Below are 18,688 nucleotides of genomic sequence, written 5' to 3' on the forward strand. Positions count from 1 at the left end.
TGCCGAAGTTCGCAGAACCCGCACAGCGCTACTGCCCGGCCGGGGTTTATGAGGTGGTGGAAGAAGAGGGCAAAGACGCCCGCTTTGTGGTCAACTTCCAGAACTGTGTGCACTGCAAAACCTGCGACATCAAAGACCCAAGCCAGAACATCACATGGGTCACCCCGCAAGGCGGCGACGGACCAAACTACCCGAACATGTGATTTTCCTTTTGGTGCAACATGGCATCAGCCAATCCCCGGTCTGCGCAAACAGGCCGGGGTTTTGCGTTTGGCTGGCTGATTTTTCCGGAACACGGGGCTTCCCTCCAAAACTTGAACGGAATTGGGCGCATTATTGCCTGCCCGCCATTGCGTGTCCCAATGGGCACGACTACGTTCAAGGGACAGCCTATGCATGGGAGTTTCACGTGGCCAAAAAGCTTTTCAGATCAGTTGCCTTGTCAGCGGTTTTGGCCGCGCTGTCGATTCCAGCGTATGCAGACGGTCTTGCAGGGTCATACCTCGCTGCACGCCAAGCCACTTATGAAGCGGACTACAGTGAAGCTGCGCGTTACTTCACGCAGGCGCTCACACGGGACCCTGGCAATCCACTGCTGCAAGAAAATGCGGTTCTCGCCTTTCTCGCCCTTGGTCAAATTGATCGTGCCATGCCGATTGCCCGTCAAATGGTCGCGGATGGCAATGGCAGTCAACTTGCCGAGATGGCCCTGACGACTGGACTGGTTGAAGACGGGAATTTTACGGAACTTCTTGAACGTTTGGCTGACGGCGGTGTCGGGCCTCTCGTTGATGGCCTGCTGAAGGCTTGGGCTGAAATTGGTCGCGGAGAAATGTCTAAGGGTTTAGAGGCATTCAACGAGGTTTCCAAAGAACCTGGGCTTGGTGGGTTTGCCGCATACCACAAAGCGATGGCTTTGGCGTCCGTGGGCGATTTTGAGGGCGCGCTGAGCGTCTATGAGGCCGATGCGATGGATGGGCTACAGCTGACGCGCCGAGGCGTGATGAGTGAAGTTGAGGTTCTGTCGCAGCTTGAGCGCAATGAAGACGCTATCGCACGCATTGATTCTGCGTTCGGCAGTGATTTGGATCCCGCTCTGCGCGAGGTGCGCGATCGCTTGGTGGCTGGGGAAACTTTGCCCTTCACGCATGTAACCAGTGCCGCAGATGGCATTGCTGAGGTGTATCATTCGATCGCAAGCGCGTTGCGCAATGAAGCAAATGCCGACTACACGCTATTGTATGCGCGTGTGGCAGAATACCTGCGCCCAACCCACACAGAAGCGTTGTTGATGACAGCTGAGTTGCTCGAAACGCTTGGTCGGTATGAATTGGCCTCTCAGACATACCAAAAGGTCCCAGCTGAGGACCCCTCGTTTCATGCTGCTGAGCTCGGGAGAGCGGAGGCCTTGCGCGAGACTGGCAAAACGGAGGCCGCGCTTGAAGTTCTTGAGCAGCTGACACGCAGCCATGGTGATGTGCCTTACGTCTTTACAGCGTTGGGCGATCTGCGCCGCCAGGAGCGTGATTTTGCAGGTGCGATAGAGGCTTACGATGCGGCGATAGGGCTGTATGACACGCTTGAGCGCCGTCAGTGGTTCCTCTTGTATGCGCGTGGAATCAGCCACGAAAGGCTTGGTCAGTGGGAACAGGCTGAAGCAGATTTTCGCAAAGCACTGGAGCTTAATCCCGAGCAGCCACAAGTGCTGAACTATCTTGGCTATTCACTTGTTGAAAAGCAGATCAAGCTTGATGAAGCGCTTGATATGATTGAGCGCGCTGTCGCGGTGCGCCCTGACAGCGGCTATATCGTGGACAGTCTTGGCTGGGTTCTTTTCCGTCTTGGACGGTATGAGGAAGCTGTTGAGCACATGGAGCGGGCCGTTGAATTGATGCCGGTTGACCCGGTTGTGACCGACCACTTGGGTGACGTTTACTGGGCCGTAGGGCGCAAGCTTGAAGCACAGTTTCAATGGCGTCGCGCATTGAGTTTTGTGGACGGTGACACGGTCGAGGAAGCCAACCCTGATCGTATTCGCCGCAAATTGGAAGATGGCCTCGATGTGGTCTTGGAAGAAGAGGGCGCTGCGCCGTTGACCGCAGAGAATCAGAACTGAGTTTTAAGCAGTTTTCGCTGTCTTAAGGCGCGCTTTGGTACGATCCGAGCGCACCTTTTGTCTGTTCAGTTCAGGCGTTCAACCACGTAATCCGCGATGCCAGTGAGCAAGTCTCGGATTTCATGCTCTGGCAGTTTCGCCATCGCGGCCTTGGCTTTTGCTGTCCAGGCATAGGCATCATCACGTGTGGCTGAGAGTGTGCCGTATTTGTCCATCAATTCAAGCGCATGCTCAAGATCACCGTCCTCTTGGCGCCCTTTTTCTATGGTGCGTACCCAAAATTGGCGCTCTTCTTGTGTCGCCTGCGCAATGGCTTTGATGACCGGAAGTGTGAGTTTGCGTTCGCGGAAGTCGTCCCCGATGTTTTTGCCAGTTTGCGATGTTTCGCCCTGATAGTCCAAAAGATCGTCGGCAATTTGGAAGGCGATGCCAAGTGCATCTCCATAGTCAAAAAGAGCCTTCACGATTTCTGGATCTGCATCAGCAATCACACCGCCAACCTCGGTGGCGGCAGAAAAGAGCGCTGCGGTTTTGCCACGCACAACCTGCAGATAGATGTTCTCATCGGTACGCAGGTCGGTCGCCGCTGTGAGTTGGAGAACCTCGCCTTCGGCGATGGTGGCGGATGCGTTTGAGAGGATCCGTAGCACATCGAGTGACCCCGTTTCCGTCATCAGCTGAAAACTGCGAGAAAAGAGGTAGTCGCCAACCAGAACCGAGCTTTTGTTGTCCCACAGCAGGTTTGCAGTGGGGCGCCCGCGGCGCTGCGCGCTTTCGTCAACGACATCATCATGCAAAAGAGTGGCAGTGTGAATGAATTCGACGGTCGCAGCGAGGTGCACATGGTGTGGGCCATTGTATCCACACAGGCGCGCGGCAGCGAGTGTTAGCATGGGGCGCAAGCGTTTGCCCCCGGCGCCAACCAAATGGGCAGTGACTTCTGGTATGCGCGGCGCATGTTCTGATGCCATGCGCGCTTCGATAAGGCTGTTTACCGCCTCCATGTCGTCGCGCAACAGAGTGGCGAGGGCTTCATGTGGTTTGCTGGCAGCGTGATCGAGGCTCATCTTAGACTTCCTGACGTGAGGGCTCGACAATCGTCGATCCCTGACTTTACATCCCCATTATGAAAGAGCTTTTGCGTAGCACCGATCCAACCATCATCGCCTTTGCCACAGCCCTGCTTCAAGGGGAGGGTATAGACTGCTTTGAAATGGACGTAAATATGAGCATCTTAGAAGGAGGCATCGGAATTTTTCCACGTCGCCTTATGGTGCGGAGTGAAGACTTGCAGCGCGCTGAGCGCGTTATGCGTGACAATGAGATTGCGATGGGGCGTCCGTGATGGAGCTTGAGGCGTCTCTAAACGAATTTTTGAACGGTCGTGTGCAACTTTGGCAGCCCACCAAAGGCTATCGTGCGGGGGTCGATCCAGTCATTCTGGCGGCGTCTGTTCCAGCCAAGACAGGCGATCAGGTGTTGGAGTTGGGGTGCGGCGTTGGTGCGGCCTTTCTGTGCTTGCACGCAAGAGTCGCAGGCGTGTGTTTTGACGCTGTGGAGATCCAGGCGGATTATGCAGCTTTGGCGCGAAAGAACGTCACAGAAAACGAGGCTGACGCTCGTATTTGGGACGCTGATTTAACAGCGCTTCCTAAGGCGCTGAAGCAGCGACAGTTTGATCACGTTTTGGCCAATCCCCCCTATTTTGATCGGTCTGCCAGCACGCGCGCAGAGGACATCGGGCGTGATGTTGCGATGGGAGAGATCTCTCCGCTTGCTGAGTGGGTGGCAGTGGCTGCAAAGCGGCTGAAGCCAAAGGGGACAGCGACGTTCATTCACCGCGCTGAAAAACTGCCTGAATTGCTGGAGGAGATGTCCGGAGTTTTGGGTGCGCTACAAGTGTTGCCTTTACAGGCCCGTGTCGGGCGAGATGCTGGTTTGGTTTTGGTGCGTGCCCAGAAAGGCGCGCGTGCGGCCTTTCGTTTGCATGCGCCAGTGGTGATGCACGAAGGCGCTGTGCATACACACGATGGTGAAAGTTATACGCAGCGAATGCGCGATGTTTTGCGCAACGGCGCTGCGCTGACATTCCCGTAGGCGTCGTATCAGTCGGGTAGTCAGTGGAGGGCTGATTCGCCGCCCGTTTCAATGGTCACATGTCGCGCATATGACAGCGGAGCGTGGATGTGGCGGAAATTCTCTTGTGTTTCGAATGTGACACAGTCGGTGCGTGACAGACGCTGGATTATGTGCTGCACTGTATGGGCTAAAGATCGTTTGGATAGGAGACCAAGATGAGCGTAAGCGCACACCTGCAAGAGCTGAAACGCAAACATGAAGCCCTCTCTGATCAAGTCGAACAGGAACAACGTTCGCCAGGCAGCAGTGACCTCGCCATCGCCGACTTAAAGAAACAAAAGCTCCGACTTAAAGAAGAGATCAATAGGCTCTCGATTTAGACCTGAGCTGTTTTAAGGCTGGCGCGCGCAGCCAAAATTGCGCCGCCAGTGACAAGGAGTGTTGCAGCGCCCAAGTGTAGGCTGGGCTCCGCAAATCCGAATACGACCAGCGTCAATGTTGATAGAAGTGGCGCTGCGTATGAAGCGGTTCCAAGCAGTTGAATGTCACCGCGTTTGACACCGATATCCCAAACATAAAATGCCAGCCCGACAGGCCCCACTCCGAGCGCGAGAATGGCGCCCCATGCCACCGTCGTGTTTGGCCAGATGCTTTCTTCTAGCAGCAAGTGAAACCCTGCTGACAAAACGGCCGTTGCCAGGCAAAACACCACAACTGAAACGGTAGGCACATCTCCCATGCGACGGGAGAGCACCGAATAGCTTGACCAGGTAAAGGCGCAGGCCAGCGCCAGTGCATAGCCCGGCAAATGTGCAGGATTAAATCCAACGTCACCACCGCCAATGATAAGTGCAGCCCCAGCAAAGCCCAGGAGCGCGCCAAGCAGGTGGCCGCCTTGCAGTCTTTCGCCGGGCAGAAGCCCTGAGAGCAATACGATCAGCAGAGGCCAAAGATAGGCGATCAAGCCAGCCTCTGCTGCGGGTGCGAGCCTAAGGGCGCTGAAATAAAGCGCGTGGTAGCCAAACAAACCAAGTGTTCCGAACAGATATACCTTAAACGGCACTTTGGAGAGCGCACGCCACTCGCCCGTCATGAGAGCCCAAATCACACCGATCATGCCCCCAACTGTAAAACACAGAGCGTTCAGCAGCAGCGGTGGAGTAGGGGCGCTGCCCACGGTGAAAAGCGCCAGCAGGGCCCAGAGCAAAACAGCTATGAACCCGACGGCTGTGGACTTAGTGCGCGTCATGTGGGGGAATCTCCTCGACCGGGGTGAGAGACAACGCTTGGGTCACAGCGGCAGTTTTTTCAATCTCTTTCATCATCCAGCTGTGCAAGGCGGCAATGTGGGGGCGGGTTTGCGTGCCCTCGCGGCATAAGAACCTGAAGCGTGCTTTGAGAGTGATGGCGTGCCCATAGGGCGCAACGAGGCGTCCTTCATAGATGTCTTTCACCACCAGCGCTCGCCGACCCAAAGCGATCCCTGCGCCGGCGAGCGCCGCGTCGATGCTGTGGTCTGCGCCTGAAAACCGCGGGCCGTGATTTGTATCCACGTCAAGTTTCATCAACCGACACCAGGCCGCCCAGTCAGCGCGTGGACGCAGGAAATCAATTGACTCGTCGTGTATCAATGTTGCTTTTGACAGGCTCTCTGGCGTTGGGAAACGTTCTGCCATTTCCGGTACCATAACAGGGGTGACCCACTCTTGAGCCATGGGAAAAGACCACAAACCCGGCTCTTTGTGGTCTTCACCAAACCGAATTGCGACATCCACTTCATCCCGATTGAAATCCAAATTTCGCAAAGTTGCAGAAAATCGAAGATCGATGTCCGGGTGGGCGCGTGCAAATTCATAAAACCGGGGCGCCAGCCATTTCGCGGTGAATGCTGGACCGGCCGTGACCATCAGTGTTGCGTCATCCGTCTGGCGCTGCGCTGATCGCCACGCAGCGGTTAGTGTCTGAAATCCCTCCTGAACGCCGGGTGCCAGACTGTTTCCAATCTCAGTTAAAGCAACGGCGCGATTGAGGCGGTGAAACAGCGGTGCGCCCAAATGCTCTTCGAGAGATTTTATCTGATACGACAAAGCCGCCGGTGTCACAAAAAGTTCCTCGGCCGCTTTTGCGAAAGACATGTGTCTTGCAGCAGCTTCAAAGGCGCGCAGAGCAGTTAGTGGAGGCAGGCGGTCAGGCATATTCACTTAAGTACAGCTTAACTGAAAGTATGAAAAGTCTCGTTTGTCAGGGGATATAGTTAAATCCATATTGGGTGCAGTTATTCAATACATTCAACTGCGAGTGAGAGAGCCATGATTGAGACCGCGCACAACGCCCGTACCCGCCAAGCCTTTGAAGCAGCGCACGCAGAGCGTAGTCGAGTCTTTGTTGGCATCTTTCGAGCTTTGCTTGGCATTAAAAAGGTTCCGCTGCGCCAAATGGCACTTACGGAACCGTCCCGCTGCGCGTGAAAGCAGAACTTTCAAAGCACTTACGGGACAAACAGAGAGGGCCGGTTCATAATGACCGGCCCTCTACAGTTGGTGTTCTTACAGATTAGACGAAGAATTGGCCGCCATTCGCGGAGATTGTCGAACCATTGATAAAACCTGCATCTTCCGAGGCGAGGAAAGTCACGCAGCGTGCAATTTCTTCCGGTTCGCCCAGGCGTCCCGTTGGGATTTGGCCAATAATGGACTCACGCACTTTTTCAGGCACTGCCATGACCATTTCAGTCGCGATATACCCCGGGCAAATGGCGTTTGCTGTGATGCCAGCCCGTGCGCCTTCCTGCGCGAGGGATTTCACGATGCCCAGGTCGCCTGCCTTTGTGGCAGCGTAGTTGACCTGTGCAAATTGGCCTTTCTGGCCATTAATTGAGCTGATTACGATGATGCGGCCAAATTTACGCTCACGCATTCCTGGCCAGACTGGGTGAACGGTGTTGAACACACCTGTGAGGTTTGTATCAACAACCTCGTTCCACTGTTCAGGGGTCATTTTGTGGAAGGGCGCGTCGCGGGTGATGCCCGCGTTTGCCACGACGATGTCAATCGGGCCAAGATCTGCTTCAACCTGTGCGATACCCGCGGCGGAGGCTTCGTAGTCTGCCACATTCCACTTATAGGTCTTGATGCCGGTGGCTTCGGTGAAGGCTGCTGCCTTTTCATCGTTGCCAGCATATGTGGCGGCGACGTCATACCCTTCCGCCTTAAGTGCTTTAGAAATGGCTTCACCGATGCCTCTGCTACCGCCGGTGACGAGTGCTACTTTTGCCATGTTGGTCCTCCAGTTCCAAATTCCCTTAGTAACTCTGTTACTTTTATTAAATTATTTGCGCAAGAAAATTGCGCAATGAAATGCCGCGATGCAGATATTTTTTCTGCTTGTGCGAAGATTGTCCTCCCTTGGGTGCAGAAAAAGAGGCGCCACATGGGCGCCCCTTTGCTTTCTCAAACGAATTGGGGCGCAGATTTAGGGACGCTCAAGGCACATAGCCACGCCCATGCCGCCGCCGATGCACAGCGTGGCGAGACCTTTTTTGGCGTCGCGACGTTTCATTTCAAACAGCAGTGTGTTGAGAATGCGTGCGCCAGATGCGCCAATCGGGTGCCCAATGGCGATGGCCCCGCCGTTCACGTTTACAATATCTGGGTTCCAGCCCATGTCTTTGTTCACGGCGCATGCTTGTGCTGCGAAGGCTTCGTTGGCTTCTACAAGATCAAGATCTTCCGCAGACCAGCCAGCTTTGTCCAATGCTTTGCGAGACGCATAGATCGGCCCAACACCCATGATGGATGGGTCAAGGCCAGCCGTGGCGTATGAGGCGATACGCGCGAGAGGCTCAATTCCGCGTTTTTCCGCTTCGTCTGCGCTCATCACGAGGGCGCCAGCAGCGCCGTCGTTCAGGCCAGAGGCGTTGGCGGCTGTGACTGTGCCATCTTTGGTGAACGCAGGGCGCATTTTGGCCATGGCTTCGAGTGTGGCCCCGTGACGGATGTACTCGTCCTTGTCCACAACGATGTCGCCCTTGCGGGTCTTTACGGTAAAGGGAACGATCTCATCGTCAAACTTACCGGCCTTCTGAGCGGCCTCAGCTTTGTTTTGCGACGCCAGTGCGAAGGCATCCTGCGCATCACGGCTGATTTGCCATTTTTCCGCGACGTTTTCAGCAGTTTGCCCCATATGATAGCCGTTGAAGGCATCCCACAGTCCATCGCGGATCATGCTGTCAATGTACTTCACGTCGCCCATTTTCGTTCCGGCACGCAAATGTGCAACATGCGGGCTGAGCGTCATGTTTTCCTGTCCACCTGCGGCAACAATGTTCGCGTCGCCCAGTTGAATGTGTTGTGCCGCAAGCGCCACCGCGCGCAAGCCAGACCCACAAACTTGGTTGATGCCCCAAGCGGCGCTTTCAATAGGAAGGCCCGCATTGACATGGGCTTGACGCGCAGGGTTTTGACCTTGTCCACCTGTCAGGACTTGACCCAGAATGGTTTCCGAAACGTCTGCTTTATCGATCCCCGCTCGGGCTACCAGCGCCTCAAGGACGGCTGCGCCAAGATCGTGTGCTGGGGTATTGGCGAATGATCCGCTGAAGCTTCCAACTGCGGTCCGGGCCGCGGAGGCGATCACTACGTTTGTCATGAAAAATTTCCTCTACCAAATTCCGGGTGGAACTTGGTTTTGGTCCTCCTCGACCACGCCTCCAAGCTCCCTCTCTGAGATGGATAGCGCATTTGCCGCAGTGCGGCAACGGGCAGGGTGTCACACGGATCTGGATGTTGCTTCGCGCGCGGATCGGCGCCGATTTGATAGGCGCGTCAGCGTGTCTGTTTGCTTTTAGGCTGCGCTGGATCGCGCCTTGCGCGATTTCCATGGGGGCGAAATCGTCGGCGCGCCAAACGCAAAGCCCTGCAAGCAATCAAATCCAAGGTCTGTCATCATCTGCGCGTCGGCTGGGCTTTCAATCCGGCTTGCGACTGAATGCATATCAAACCGCTCGCAGATTGCGGCTACGGCGCTTGCGAGCACCTGATTGGCGGCATCGTTTGCAATGTTTCTGCTGAATGAGCCGTCGAGTTTGATAATGTCGAAGTCGAAGTCGCGAAACACTGTCAGAGTGGTCAGTCCACTGGCATAGTCATCTAGGGCGAAAGACATGCCCTTAAGCTGCAGTTCTTCCATGAAACCCTTCACGATTTCAGGAACTTGGACAACAGACTTCTCCGAAATCTCGAAAATGAGCCGTTCTGGAATGGTTGCAGTACGTGACAAGCCGCGCTGCAAGCACTCCATCCATGGGGCATAGCCGATCGAACGTGCCGACATGTTCACAGAAAGGCGCAGGTTGGGTTGTTCCGCTAACGCCTGAAGGCCCAATTCGAGCGAAAGGACATCTAACTGGCGACCCAGCTCGCTGTCCTCGACCGATGACATAAAGTCTTTCGCCGGGATGATACGGCCAGTTTCATCAAGAACACGCACCAATGCCTCATAAAAGGCAGGTCGCTTGGTGTTTGCGGCTTGCACAACGGGTTGGTACGCAAGCAAAACTTGCTTGTGAGCAATGGCGTCTCGCACCATATCCAAGACGGAAGAGTCACGCGTTTCAACAGCGTAGGCAAGCGGGCTGCGGTGCTCGCGTGATGGTTTGGCGGATTTTATTTTGGGCGTGCGACCCATAGCTGCCTCTCGACTTTCTAACGATGCGCTATGCATTTTAGGTGCAGACAAGTGAAACAACACTTAAACAGCCTATCGCGGGAGCGTTTGCCAGACGGTAAATCTGCTTATTTTTAGATAACTTGGAAGCTTGAGATGGGCCGCGTATTCCAAAGCTGGAACGCAAAGCCAATGCGCAACCGCGGGTATGTGTCTGATTAGTCAGACTTGTGCACAAGTCTGCATCCGTGATTGGAAGGGGTCGCGACGATTGGACGTAGAAGTTTTGGCGTTTTGCGCATGAGTTTGCGCGCCGATTTTGAACAACGCTTTAGCGCCTCTTGTTCGGCCTCTTTCCATGACGCCTCAGCCCAAGAGAAGCCAAATGCACCGTTGTTTGAGGCGGCAAAAGCCCCGAACCGCTTGCGATCTTGCAGGCGGAGATATTCTTTGAATTCGATATTCGCTTCGCGTGAAAGCGTTTGCGTGTTTTTCGTGGGTTTGTACTTCCTAGGTTTGACACGAGCATAGAGCACACAATTCCGCGGTCTCTTGGACTTCGCTTGGCAAGCCGCGCGCGCATAGTAGTCTGCGAGCTCAACGGAATTGGTGTTTTGAAAGCTTCCCGCCACGCGCTCTGGGCGATTTACATAGATGCTGCCGAAGTACTCTGACTTACGGCGAAACTCTTTGAATTCAGATCTGGCTTCACCCTTCAAAGAAAAGTCTTTGATCTGCTCCAGTTTGCTTCGATTGCTTTGAATTGCAACAGACTGCGCTGCCAGCATTTCTGCTGACAGCAAGACGCCCAAAGGCAGCATTATGAGGCACAACAGACGGGTCATTACAGCGGCACCTTATCGTTTTGGTGTTAATAAAGCTCCGCTAAATTCGATACTATTATTGTGTAATTTCAATCACACTCGACAGAACTGCGCGCGCGGTTTCACTCGACCAATCCGCATCACCATGCAGACGCGCAATTTCCCGACCTTCTCGATCCAGCAGGACTGTCGCAGGCAGCCCGAGTACAGACATCTCGCGCGCGACCGTGCTTTTGGGGTCACGGTGTAGAGGTAGATTGGATACGTTTATTTCTTCAAAGAACTTTTCCATCGCCGGGACCATGTTGCGTCCCGTCGCAAGTGTCACCACTTCGAAATCGTCACCAGAGAGCTGTGTTTGCAACTCTGAAAGCATGGGCATTTCATGGCGACACGGTGCGCACCAAGTTGCCCAAAAGTTCAGTAGCACCACTTTGCCTTTGTAGTCCTGCAGCGTCGCTTCACCGCCATCGCCCTTGATGAACGGGCTTTCCGAGATTTGTTTTGCTGCTGGGTGGAAAATCAGCTTTCGCATGTCACCATCACGCAGCTCTTTGGCTGCTGTGTAGTCGACATCTGCAGCCTGCGCAGGCGCGCTGACTGTGACAAAGGAGAAGGCAGCAATTGCGCAAGCTGCCAAGCCTGTATAAACCATCGCGGACCAATTTCGTTTCATTTTCGCTCCAAAAGGGCTGCTCATGACCAAAGATACCTCGAACCAGATGTGGGGCGGCCGTTTTGCCGCTGGACCAGACGCCATAATGGAAGCGATTAACGCCTCCATCGGGTTCGATCAGCGAATGGCAGCACAGGACATTGCTGGTTCTCGGGCCCATGCGGCGATGCTCGCCAAGACAGGCATCCTGACAGATACCGATGCGGAAGCTATTCGGGAAGGGCTGCTCACGGTCTTGTCAGAGATTGAAAGCGGAAGCTTTGAATTCTCGACCGCGCTCGAAGACATTCACATGAATGTAGAGGCGCGTCTTAAGGATCTTATTGGAGAGCCTGCAGGGCGTTTGCACACTGGACGGAGCCGGAATGACCAAGTGGCGACCGATTTTAAGCTTTGGGTACGCGATCAAATTGATGCGGCGATTTCTGGTATCGAAGCTCTCATTCGCGCCTTTGTGGCGCAGGCAGAGGTCGGTGCGGACTGGGTGATGCCGGGCTTTACCCACCTGCAAACAGCGCAGCCTGTGACGTGGGGACATCACATGATGGCCTATGTCGAAATGTTCGGTCGTGACCTCAGCCGTTTCAAAGATGCGCGTGTGCGGATGAACGAATCGCCTTTGGGTGCAGCCGCATTGGCCGGGACCTCTTTTCCAATTGATCGGGAGATGACGGCGGCGGCATTGGGTTTTGACCGTCCGGCAGCAAATTCCCTCGATGCGGTTGCGGATCGTGACTTTGCGCTGGAATTCCTGTCTGCAGCGAGCATCTGCGCGATGCACCTGAGCCGTTTTGCCGAAGAGCTGGTGATCTGGTCATCCGCGCAGTTCCGGTTCGTGACGCTGTCAGATCGGTTCTCTACCGGCAGTTCCATCATGCCGCAGAAGAAAAACCCGGATGCAGCTGAATTGATCCGTGCGAAGATTGGTCGGATTTTTGGTGCCAACACCGCTTTGCTGATGGTGATGAAGGGGCTACCGTTGACCTATTCCAAAGATATGCAGGAAGACAAAGAGCAGGTCTTTGATGCAGCGGACAACCTGATGCTGGCGCTGGCGGCGATGGAGGGCATGGTCAAAGACATGACCGCCAACCGTGAAAGTCTGGAGGCGGCAGCGGGAAGCGGGTTCTCAACTGCGACTGATCTGGCTGATTGGTTGGTGCGTGCGCTTAATATGCCCTTCCGCGATGCGCACCACGTGACGGGCTCTTTGGTCGCAATGGCGGAGAGCAAGAACTGCGATCTTCCAGACCTGACACTGGAAGACATGCAAAGCGTTCACGCCGAAATCACGGATGATGTATTCGGCGTGCTGGGCGTGCATAATTCTGTGTCTTCGCGCATGTCCTATGGTGGTACGGCACCGCAGAGAGTGCGCGAACAGATCACCGCGTGGCGTGAAAAACTGAGCTAAATTCAACAGATGTGTATTGGGTGTGCCCCGACTTTTTCGGGGCACTTTGCTTTTGGTCGAGTGGCCAATAGTTTTGCCTCTGGGGGCGCAATGCGTTAAGTCTGCAAGTGTATTTTGGGGAGAATGATCCGATGCTGCGAGTCGTTTTTGTTGTGTTGAGCCTTCTGGCGGTTGCCGCCTGCGGTGCGGATGGAGAACCCTTTAAGCCACGGGCCAATGCAAACATAGGCATTGGATCTGATGGCGTTCACACCTCGGGTAGCGTTGGTCTGAGCAATGGGACTGTCAGTGTCTCAATCGGCGGTGGATGCCGCTGGTATGGTTGCTGAGTGACGCATCCAGTTTGGCTGCTTCAGAACGGTTTGATATCCCTATCATTTTGATCTGAGCGCAGTCGATTTGCGTAACATCTGCAAACACATTTCCGCGTGTGAGCAAGGGGGTGCTATGACCATAATTCGTTGGATTTACCTTGGCTTGGCCATCTGGGGTGCCATTATGCCGATGCGCTATTTTGGTCCATGGATCGTTGAAAATGGCTTCGATCTTCCGGCATTGGTCGCCTTATGGAAGGCCAACCCAGCGGTGACTGGGATCTACTGGGATCTGGTGATTTCAGCGATCGTGCTGACCGTTTGGGTGATTTACGAGACTGTGACCCGACGCAACTGGATGGGGCTGTTGGCGATCCCCGCAACTTGGATGGTTGGTGTGAGTTTCGGCCTACCTCTGTTCCTCTTTTTGCGCTCAGCGCCAAGGAATTGATGTCTTTCTGCTGAAAGAATGGCTGGCAGGATTGAACGGATCATGTCTGCCGCGTAAGAGGGATTGAAAGCGGCGCACGGGACTTCAGGAGAGCACGGCCATGGATCATTTTCTTTATCGCGATGGTGTTTTGCATGCTGAAGACGTGCCTGTCTCAGAGATAGCTGCCGAAGTTGGTACGCCTTTTTATTGCTACTCTACTGCGACCTTGGAACGGCACTTTCGCCTTTTTGACGAAGCGTTAGAAGGCACTGACCACCTTGTGTGCTATGCCATGAAGGCGGCGTCGAACCAGGCCATCCTAAAAACGCTTGCCGCGCTTGGGGCTGGCATGGATGTGGTGTCGGGCGGCGAATATGCGCGTGCCAGAGCAGCAGGTGTCCCTGGTGACAAAATCGTGTTTTCCGGAGTTGGCAAAACGGAAGAAGAGATTGAGGCTGCTCTGACGGGTGGCATTCGTCAGTTCAACGTCGAAAGTGAGCCTGAAATGGCTGTGATCAGCGCTGTTGCCACGCGACTGCGTGTCGAGGCGCCTATCACCATCCGTGTGAACCCGGATGTGGATGCAAAAACTCATGCCAAGATCGCAACCGGGAAGTCAGAGAACAAATTTGGGATTCCAATCAGCCGTGCACGGGAAGTTTATGCGCTCGCTGCATCTTTGCCCGGACTGAAGGTTGTTGGCATAGATGTACACATCGGCAGCCAGCTCACGCAATTAGAGCCTTTTGCGGCGGCGTATCGTAAGGTGGCGGAGCTGACTGAAACACTTCGCGCAGATGGCCACGACATCAAACGATTGGATCTGGGCGGTGGTCTTGGAATTCCCTATGAGCGCTCAAATACAGCGCCGCCACTGCCCGTTGAATACGGTGAAATGGTCAAGCGGGAGCTCGGCCATTTGGGGTGTGAAATCGAGATTGAGCCAGGCCGGCTTATCGCTGGAAACGCCGGAATTATGGTCAGCAAGGTGATTTATGTGAAATCCGGTGAGGATCGCGAGTTTCTGATCGTTGATGGCGCGATGAATGATCTGATCCGTCCCGCGATGTATGAAGCACACCATGATATCGTGCCAGTGCAAGAAGCCGCCGCAGGCCAAGAGCCTGCACAATATGATATTGTTGGCCCTGTCTGTGAAACCGGCGATACTTTTGCGAAAGAGCGTGAAATGGCGCCAATGGCGGCAGGTGATCTGGTCGCATTTCGAAGCGCGGGCGCATACGGGGCCGTGATGTCGAGCGAATACAACACGCGTCCTCTGATACCAGAGGTGTTGGTGCACGGCGATCAATTTGCGGTTATCCGCCGACGCCCAAGCTATGAAGAGATGATAAATCGCGATAGCATTCCAGAATGGTTGTAGGGCCTGGCGGCCCATTGCGATGCGGATGGGAGTGAAGTGGTCAATAAAAACGGGTCTCAAGTTGCGCTAAAACGACTTGGCAGAGTGATTGCTCTGACTCGTTTGGGCCTTTTTGCAGAATCGCTTACCCGTGCGTTCTGGCCCGTCTGGACCATTCTTATCGTTGTGCTTGCGGCGCTCATGACCGGACTGCACGAGGTTTTGCCGTTAGAAGTCACTTGGGTTGGTGGCGTTTTGGCGGTTGTGAGCCTAACCTGCACAGCGGTTATCGGCGCGCGGCGTTTTGTTTTCCCGACTCAGGAGATCGCAGAGGCACGGCTGGATGCGACTCTTCCTGGCCGTCCAATTCAAGCGCTGCGCGATACTCCCGCTGTTGGAAGGGGCGACGCCGCTTCCGAGGCGCTTTGGCAGGCACATCAGGGGCGCATGGCGACGCGCACCGAAGGCGCCAAGGTCGTTCAGCCGAACCTGCAGATTTCCTATCTTGATCCATTTGGTTTGCGCCATATTGCGATGCTGTTTTTCATGGTCGCGCTGGTTTTTGGTTCGGCCGCAAATCTCACGACCATCCAAGATCTCGGCACGCCACGGGGGAGTGCGCTGGCGAGTGGTCCGACATGGGAAGGCTGGATTGAGCCTCCGTCCTACACCGGAAAGCCGGCACTCTATTTGAACGACTTGCCGGAAGGGGCGTTGGAGCTCCCCGAGGGCAGTCATGTGCTTTTGAGGCTTTATGGGGAAGTCGGCGCTTTAACGGTTGCAGAAACAATTTCTGGACGCACTGGGCCTGTCGAAAGCGCTGCGGATGCCGAACAGAGCTTTGAGGTTACGCAATCTGGAATGCTTGATATTGCGGGGCCGGGCGGCGCGCGCTGGGACATCGCTTTGCTGCCAGATGGCGCCCCAACAGTGATGGCGCTTGCGCAACCCGAGACATCTGGCCGCGGTGAAATGACTTTGCCGTTTGAAGCGACTGATGACTATAGCGTTGTTGGTGGCAGTGCCACTGTGCGCTTGGATCTCGACGCAATCGAACGCAAATATGGCCTGCGCGTTCCACCAGAGGCAAGACCTGACGTGGACGTCCCGCTGCCACTCCCGATCTCAGGGGATCGCGCGTATTTCCAAGAAGTTCTCATTGAAGATTTCTCAAAGCATCCCTGGGCGCATTTGCCGGTCGAGGTGACACTTACGGTGAAAGACGACGCAGGGCTTACGGGTACGACAGGGCCTATGCGGTTTGATCTGCCGGCCCGACGGTTTTTTGATCCTCTGGCGGCAGCGATCATAGAATTGCGGCGCGATCTTCTTTGGTCAAAGGACAATGGCACGCGTGTTGCGCAGCTGATGCGCGCGATTTCGCACCGGCCGGAGGAAGGAGTCTTCAAGCAGGAAACCGATTACCTTCGGTTTCGCACAATACTGACGCGGCTTGAAACAAACCTAACGCATGGTTTGAGCAGCGAGAAGCGTGATGAATTCGCAGAAGCGCTGTGGGCGCTGGCTCTGGATCTGGAAGAAGGTGCGCTTGGCGACGCGGCTGAACGGCTTCGGCAAGCGCAAGAGCGACTCTCCGAGGCGATGAAGAACGGCGCAAGTGAGTCCGAGATCGCACGTTTGATGCAGGAGCTTCGAGAGGCCACCGATGATTACCTGCGAGAGTTGGCCCGTCGTGAGCCGCAGCAGGGGGACGGTCAGGAAAATCAAGAGACTGCACAGAACCGTATGCAGCTCAATCAAAATGACCTTCAGCGTATGATGGATCGCATTCAAGAGCTGATGGAACAAGGCCGGATGGCGGAAGCGCAGCAAGCGTTGGAAGAGCTTCAGCGCATGATGGAGAATATGCGTGTCACCCAAGGTCAGGGCCAACAGGGCGAGGGGGAGCAGGCTATGGAGGGGCTCGCTGATACTTTGCGAGAACAACAAGGTCTGTCTGACGAAGCGTTCCGAGAGTTGCAGGAGCAATTTAACCCGGGTGCACAAAGTGGCCAATCAAGCGAAAATCAGGGTTTTAATGGCGGCGAAGGACGTGGTCAGTCTCATGATGGCACCGGCGGTGAAGGACGGGGTGAGGGCGAAGGTCAGCAGGGTCAGTCTGATGGGGCGCAGCCGGGGCAATCCGAGGCACTCGAAGATCGCCAGCGCGCTTTACGTCAAGAATTGAACAGGCAGCTTGGTAATCTGCCGGGACAGGGGACGCCCGAAGGCGACGCTGCCCGTGAGGCGCTTGATCAGGCCGAAGGCGCTATGCAGGGCGCCGAAGACGCGTTGCGCCAAGATGATTTAGCGACCGCAATAGACCGGCAGGCCGAAGCCATGGATGCCCTGCGCGAAGGGCTGCGCAACCTGGGTGAGGCAATGGCTCAGCAGCAGCAAGACGGCCAGCAAGGCACTGCAGAGGCGCAAGGCAACGCGCAGGATCCGCTTGGGCGCAGCCAAGGCAATCGCGGCGCTGCAGGAACGCAGGAAGGATTGCTGCAAGGCGAAGATGTGTATCGCCAAGCGCGCCGCTTGCTTGATGAGATTCGACGCCGTGCTGGAGAGGCCGAGCGCCCTGAAATTGAACGCAATTATCTGGAGCGTTTGCTCGATCGGTTCTAGGCCTATCGCGTTGGGGTCAAACGGAACAGTCAGGCTGTATACTAGCCGGTCATTTCGTCTAATTTCAAAAACAACAGCGTCATTTTTTCATCTAGCCAGATACGTGCCTGGTTCGAGGACGTCATGAAACTCTCTATGTAGGGTGCAGCTACGGGATATTGTGCACTCAGCCGATCATGCGAGCTATACACAAAAATCGCAGTGGCGGCGATCAGCAGAACAGCAACAAATCCAAGGCGGAAACCTCGGCTGCGCCGTGCGCCTGCCTCTTCTGCTTTGCGCGGATCTGCTTTGCGTTTTGGTTTGTCCGAAGCGCTTCGCAAAGTCGAATTAATCTCTTCAATGTCTGGCAACAGATCACGACGTGTCGAGCGAATATCCGTAAGGGATGCCGCGTTGGCGCGTTTTTCATCTTGTCCCCGGAGACGGTCCAAGCGCTCTTCTACCGGATCATAGGCTGAGGTCTCTACCTCAGGCAGAGCAAATTCTGCTTGTGTTTCCAGACCTTGAGACTCTTCGGCGGCACGGGCCTGAGATTCAAACGCCGCCTCTTCGCGCAATATATCCGCGACAGAGTCATCAAGCCCTCGGCGCCGAGGGCCATTGGTGTGATCAGAGGACACCGTGTCGTCGCTACCACCAGTGGTCTGCGCAATGGTACCCGGCGCAGCTGCAGGTGTGTCGCTCAGCTCTTCTTCTTCATAAATTTCATTTGTCGCAGCAGTGTCGCGATGCGCAGGCATCCATGGGTCTTCTGTTTCAAGATCCCAGTCGGTACCACCTAGATCTACGTCATCCGAATCTTGCTCTGATGCGTCTTCGCGATCTGCCGTGTCTTCCGCGATGGTCAGTTCCGGAGGCTCGACTTCTATGAAATCGTCTGTCGCGGCCACTTCTTCAGGCTGTGGCTCGGCCGCGCGCTCCTCTTGCAGGGCAGGGCTTTCGTTTGTTGGTTCTTCAGGCTCGTGCAGTTCAGATGAAAGATCGGCTGGCAACTGAAACCATGTGTTGCCACAGTTTGAGCATTGCACATCACGACCATCTGTAGGGATGACATCGTCAGGCACTTCATATTGCGCCCCGCAATTTGGGCAAGTCAGCCGCATAGTCTTCCCCTGCGCTCTAGCTTCTTATCTTTGTCTCTGGACCATATTCTGTAACGAAGTATAGCGAAAGTGCA

At 55.1% G+C, this 18,688-nt stretch carries 18 protein-coding genes; 9 read left to right on the top strand and 9 right to left on the bottom strand.

Annotated features, from left to right (window positions below; translation table 11 throughout):
- Together J7413_RS18770 and J7413_RS18775 are read left to right on the top strand one after the other, a co-directional pair.
- On the top strand, positions 1-203 hold a 203-nt coding region (locus J7413_RS18770; protein WP_209100810.1), incomplete at its 5' end, for a 4Fe-4S dicluster domain-containing protein.
- 206 nt (positions 204-409) lie between these two features.
- Complete coding sequence (locus J7413_RS18775; RefSeq protein WP_348538781.1) at positions 410-2,116, top strand: tetratricopeptide repeat protein; 1,707 nt, start codon at positions 410-412, stop codon at positions 2,114-2,116.
- 65 nt (positions 2,117-2,181) lie between these two features.
- On the opposite strand, the gene J7413_RS18780 is transcribed toward J7413_RS18775, so the two are convergent.
- A complete protein-coding gene (locus J7413_RS18780; RefSeq protein WP_209101049.1) occupies positions 2,182-3,183 on the bottom strand; it encodes a polyprenyl synthetase family protein in 1,002 nt (333 codons plus the stop codon).
- A 59-nt stretch (positions 3,184-3,242) separates the two neighbouring features.
- On the opposite strand from J7413_RS18780, the gene J7413_RS18785 reads away from it, so the two are divergent.
- The 3 genes from J7413_RS18785 (at position 3,243) to J7413_RS18795 (ending at position 4,575) form a co-directional block, all read left to right on the top strand.
- Positions 3,243-3,461: a DUF2007 domain-containing protein gene (locus J7413_RS18785; protein ID WP_209101051.1), complete on the top strand. Its 219-nt coding sequence runs from the start codon at positions 3,243-3,245 to the stop codon at positions 3,459-3,461.
- Positions 3,461-4,213 (top strand): methyltransferase, encoded by a 753-nt coding sequence (locus J7413_RS18790; RefSeq protein WP_209101160.1) that lies wholly within the window; start codon positions 3,461-3,463, stop codon positions 4,211-4,213. Before J7413_RS18785 ends, J7413_RS18790 begins: the two co-directional genes overlap by 1 nt.
- Before the next feature lie 197 nt (positions 4,214-4,410).
- The gene (locus J7413_RS18795) at positions 4,411-4,575 is read left to right on the top strand and encodes a DUF465 domain-containing protein (protein ID WP_209101053.1); all 165 of its coding nucleotides are present in this window, start codon (positions 4,411-4,413) and stop codon (positions 4,573-4,575) included.
- Here J7413_RS18795 and J7413_RS18800 read toward each other — a convergent pair.
- The 7 genes from J7413_RS18800 to J7413_RS18830 all read right to left on the bottom strand — a co-directional run bounded on the left by J7413_RS18800 (position 4,572) and on the right by J7413_RS18830 (position 11,359).
- The gene (locus J7413_RS18800; RefSeq protein WP_209101055.1) at positions 4,572-5,444 is read right to left on the bottom strand and encodes an EamA family transporter; all 873 of its coding nucleotides are present in this window, start codon (positions 5,442-5,444) and stop codon (positions 4,572-4,574) included. The genes J7413_RS18795 and J7413_RS18800 overlap by 4 nt on opposite strands.
- The gene (gcvA, locus tag J7413_RS18805) at positions 5,431-6,390 is read right to left on the bottom strand and encodes a transcriptional regulator GcvA (protein WP_209101056.1); all 960 of its coding nucleotides are present in this window, start codon (positions 6,388-6,390) and stop codon (positions 5,431-5,433) included. Before gcvA ends, J7413_RS18800 begins: the two co-directional genes overlap by 14 nt.
- Positions 6,391-6,748: 358 nt before the next feature.
- Positions 6,749-7,471, bottom strand: a complete 723-nt coding sequence (gene phbB, locus J7413_RS18810) for an acetoacetyl-CoA reductase (protein WP_209101057.1) — start codon at positions 7,469-7,471, stop codon at positions 6,749-6,751.
- A 195-nt stretch (positions 7,472-7,666) separates the two neighbouring features.
- Complete coding sequence (locus tag J7413_RS18815) at positions 7,667-8,842, bottom strand: acetyl-CoA C-acetyltransferase (RefSeq protein WP_209101058.1); 1,176 nt, start codon at positions 8,840-8,842, stop codon at positions 7,667-7,669.
- 195 nt (positions 8,843-9,037) lie between these two features.
- On the bottom strand, positions 9,038-9,880 hold the full coding sequence (locus J7413_RS18820; protein ID WP_209101059.1) for an EAL domain-containing protein: 843 nt from the start codon (positions 9,878-9,880) through the stop codon (positions 9,038-9,040).
- 197 nt (positions 9,881-10,077) lie between these two features.
- Entirely contained in the window at positions 10,078-10,704 is a 627-nt protein-coding gene (locus J7413_RS18825) for a hypothetical protein (protein ID WP_209101060.1), read from the bottom strand.
- Positions 10,705-10,759: 55 nt separating this feature from the next.
- The gene (locus J7413_RS18830; protein WP_209101061.1) at positions 10,760-11,359 is read right to left on the bottom strand and encodes a TlpA family protein disulfide reductase; all 600 of its coding nucleotides are present in this window, start codon (positions 11,357-11,359) and stop codon (positions 10,760-10,762) included.
- A gap of 22 nt (positions 11,360-11,381) precedes the next feature.
- On the opposite strand from J7413_RS18830, the gene argH reads away from it, so the two are divergent.
- From argH to J7413_RS18850, 4 genes are all read left to right on the top strand, one after another.
- Entirely contained in the window at positions 11,382-12,773 is a 1,392-nt protein-coding gene (gene argH, locus J7413_RS18835; protein ID WP_209101063.1) for an argininosuccinate lyase, read from the top strand.
- 447 nt (positions 12,774-13,220) lie between these two features.
- Positions 13,221-13,538 carry a DUF2834 domain-containing protein gene (locus J7413_RS18840; protein ID WP_209101065.1) on the top strand — a complete coding sequence of 106 codons (318 nt, stop codon included), beginning with the start codon at positions 13,221-13,223 and terminating at the stop codon, positions 13,536-13,538.
- 100 nt (positions 13,539-13,638) lie between these two features.
- Positions 13,639-14,904, top strand: coding sequence for a diaminopimelate decarboxylase (gene lysA, locus J7413_RS18845; protein WP_209101067.1), 1,266 nt, complete (start codon positions 13,639-13,641; stop codon positions 14,902-14,904).
- 84 nt (positions 14,905-14,988) lie between these two features.
- The gene (locus J7413_RS18850; protein ID WP_348538782.1) at positions 14,989-17,508 is read left to right on the top strand and encodes a TIGR02302 family protein; all 2,520 of its coding nucleotides are present in this window, start codon (positions 14,989-14,991) and stop codon (positions 17,506-17,508) included.
- Between the two features lie 41 nt (positions 17,509-17,549).
- Here the strand turns inward: J7413_RS18850 and J7413_RS20605 are convergent, their stop codons facing one another.
- Positions 17,550-18,614 carry a zinc-ribbon domain-containing protein gene (locus tag J7413_RS20605; protein ID WP_247743632.1) on the bottom strand — a complete coding sequence of 355 codons (1,065 nt, stop codon included), beginning with the start codon at positions 18,612-18,614 and terminating at the stop codon, positions 17,550-17,552.
- Positions 18,615-18,688: the final 74 nt, after the last annotated feature.

The sequence above is a fragment of the Shimia sp. R10_1 genome (genome assembly GCF_017744095.1).
In the GTDB taxonomy this organism is placed as follows: Bacteria; Pseudomonadota; Alphaproteobacteria; order Rhodobacterales; family Rhodobacteraceae; genus Shimia.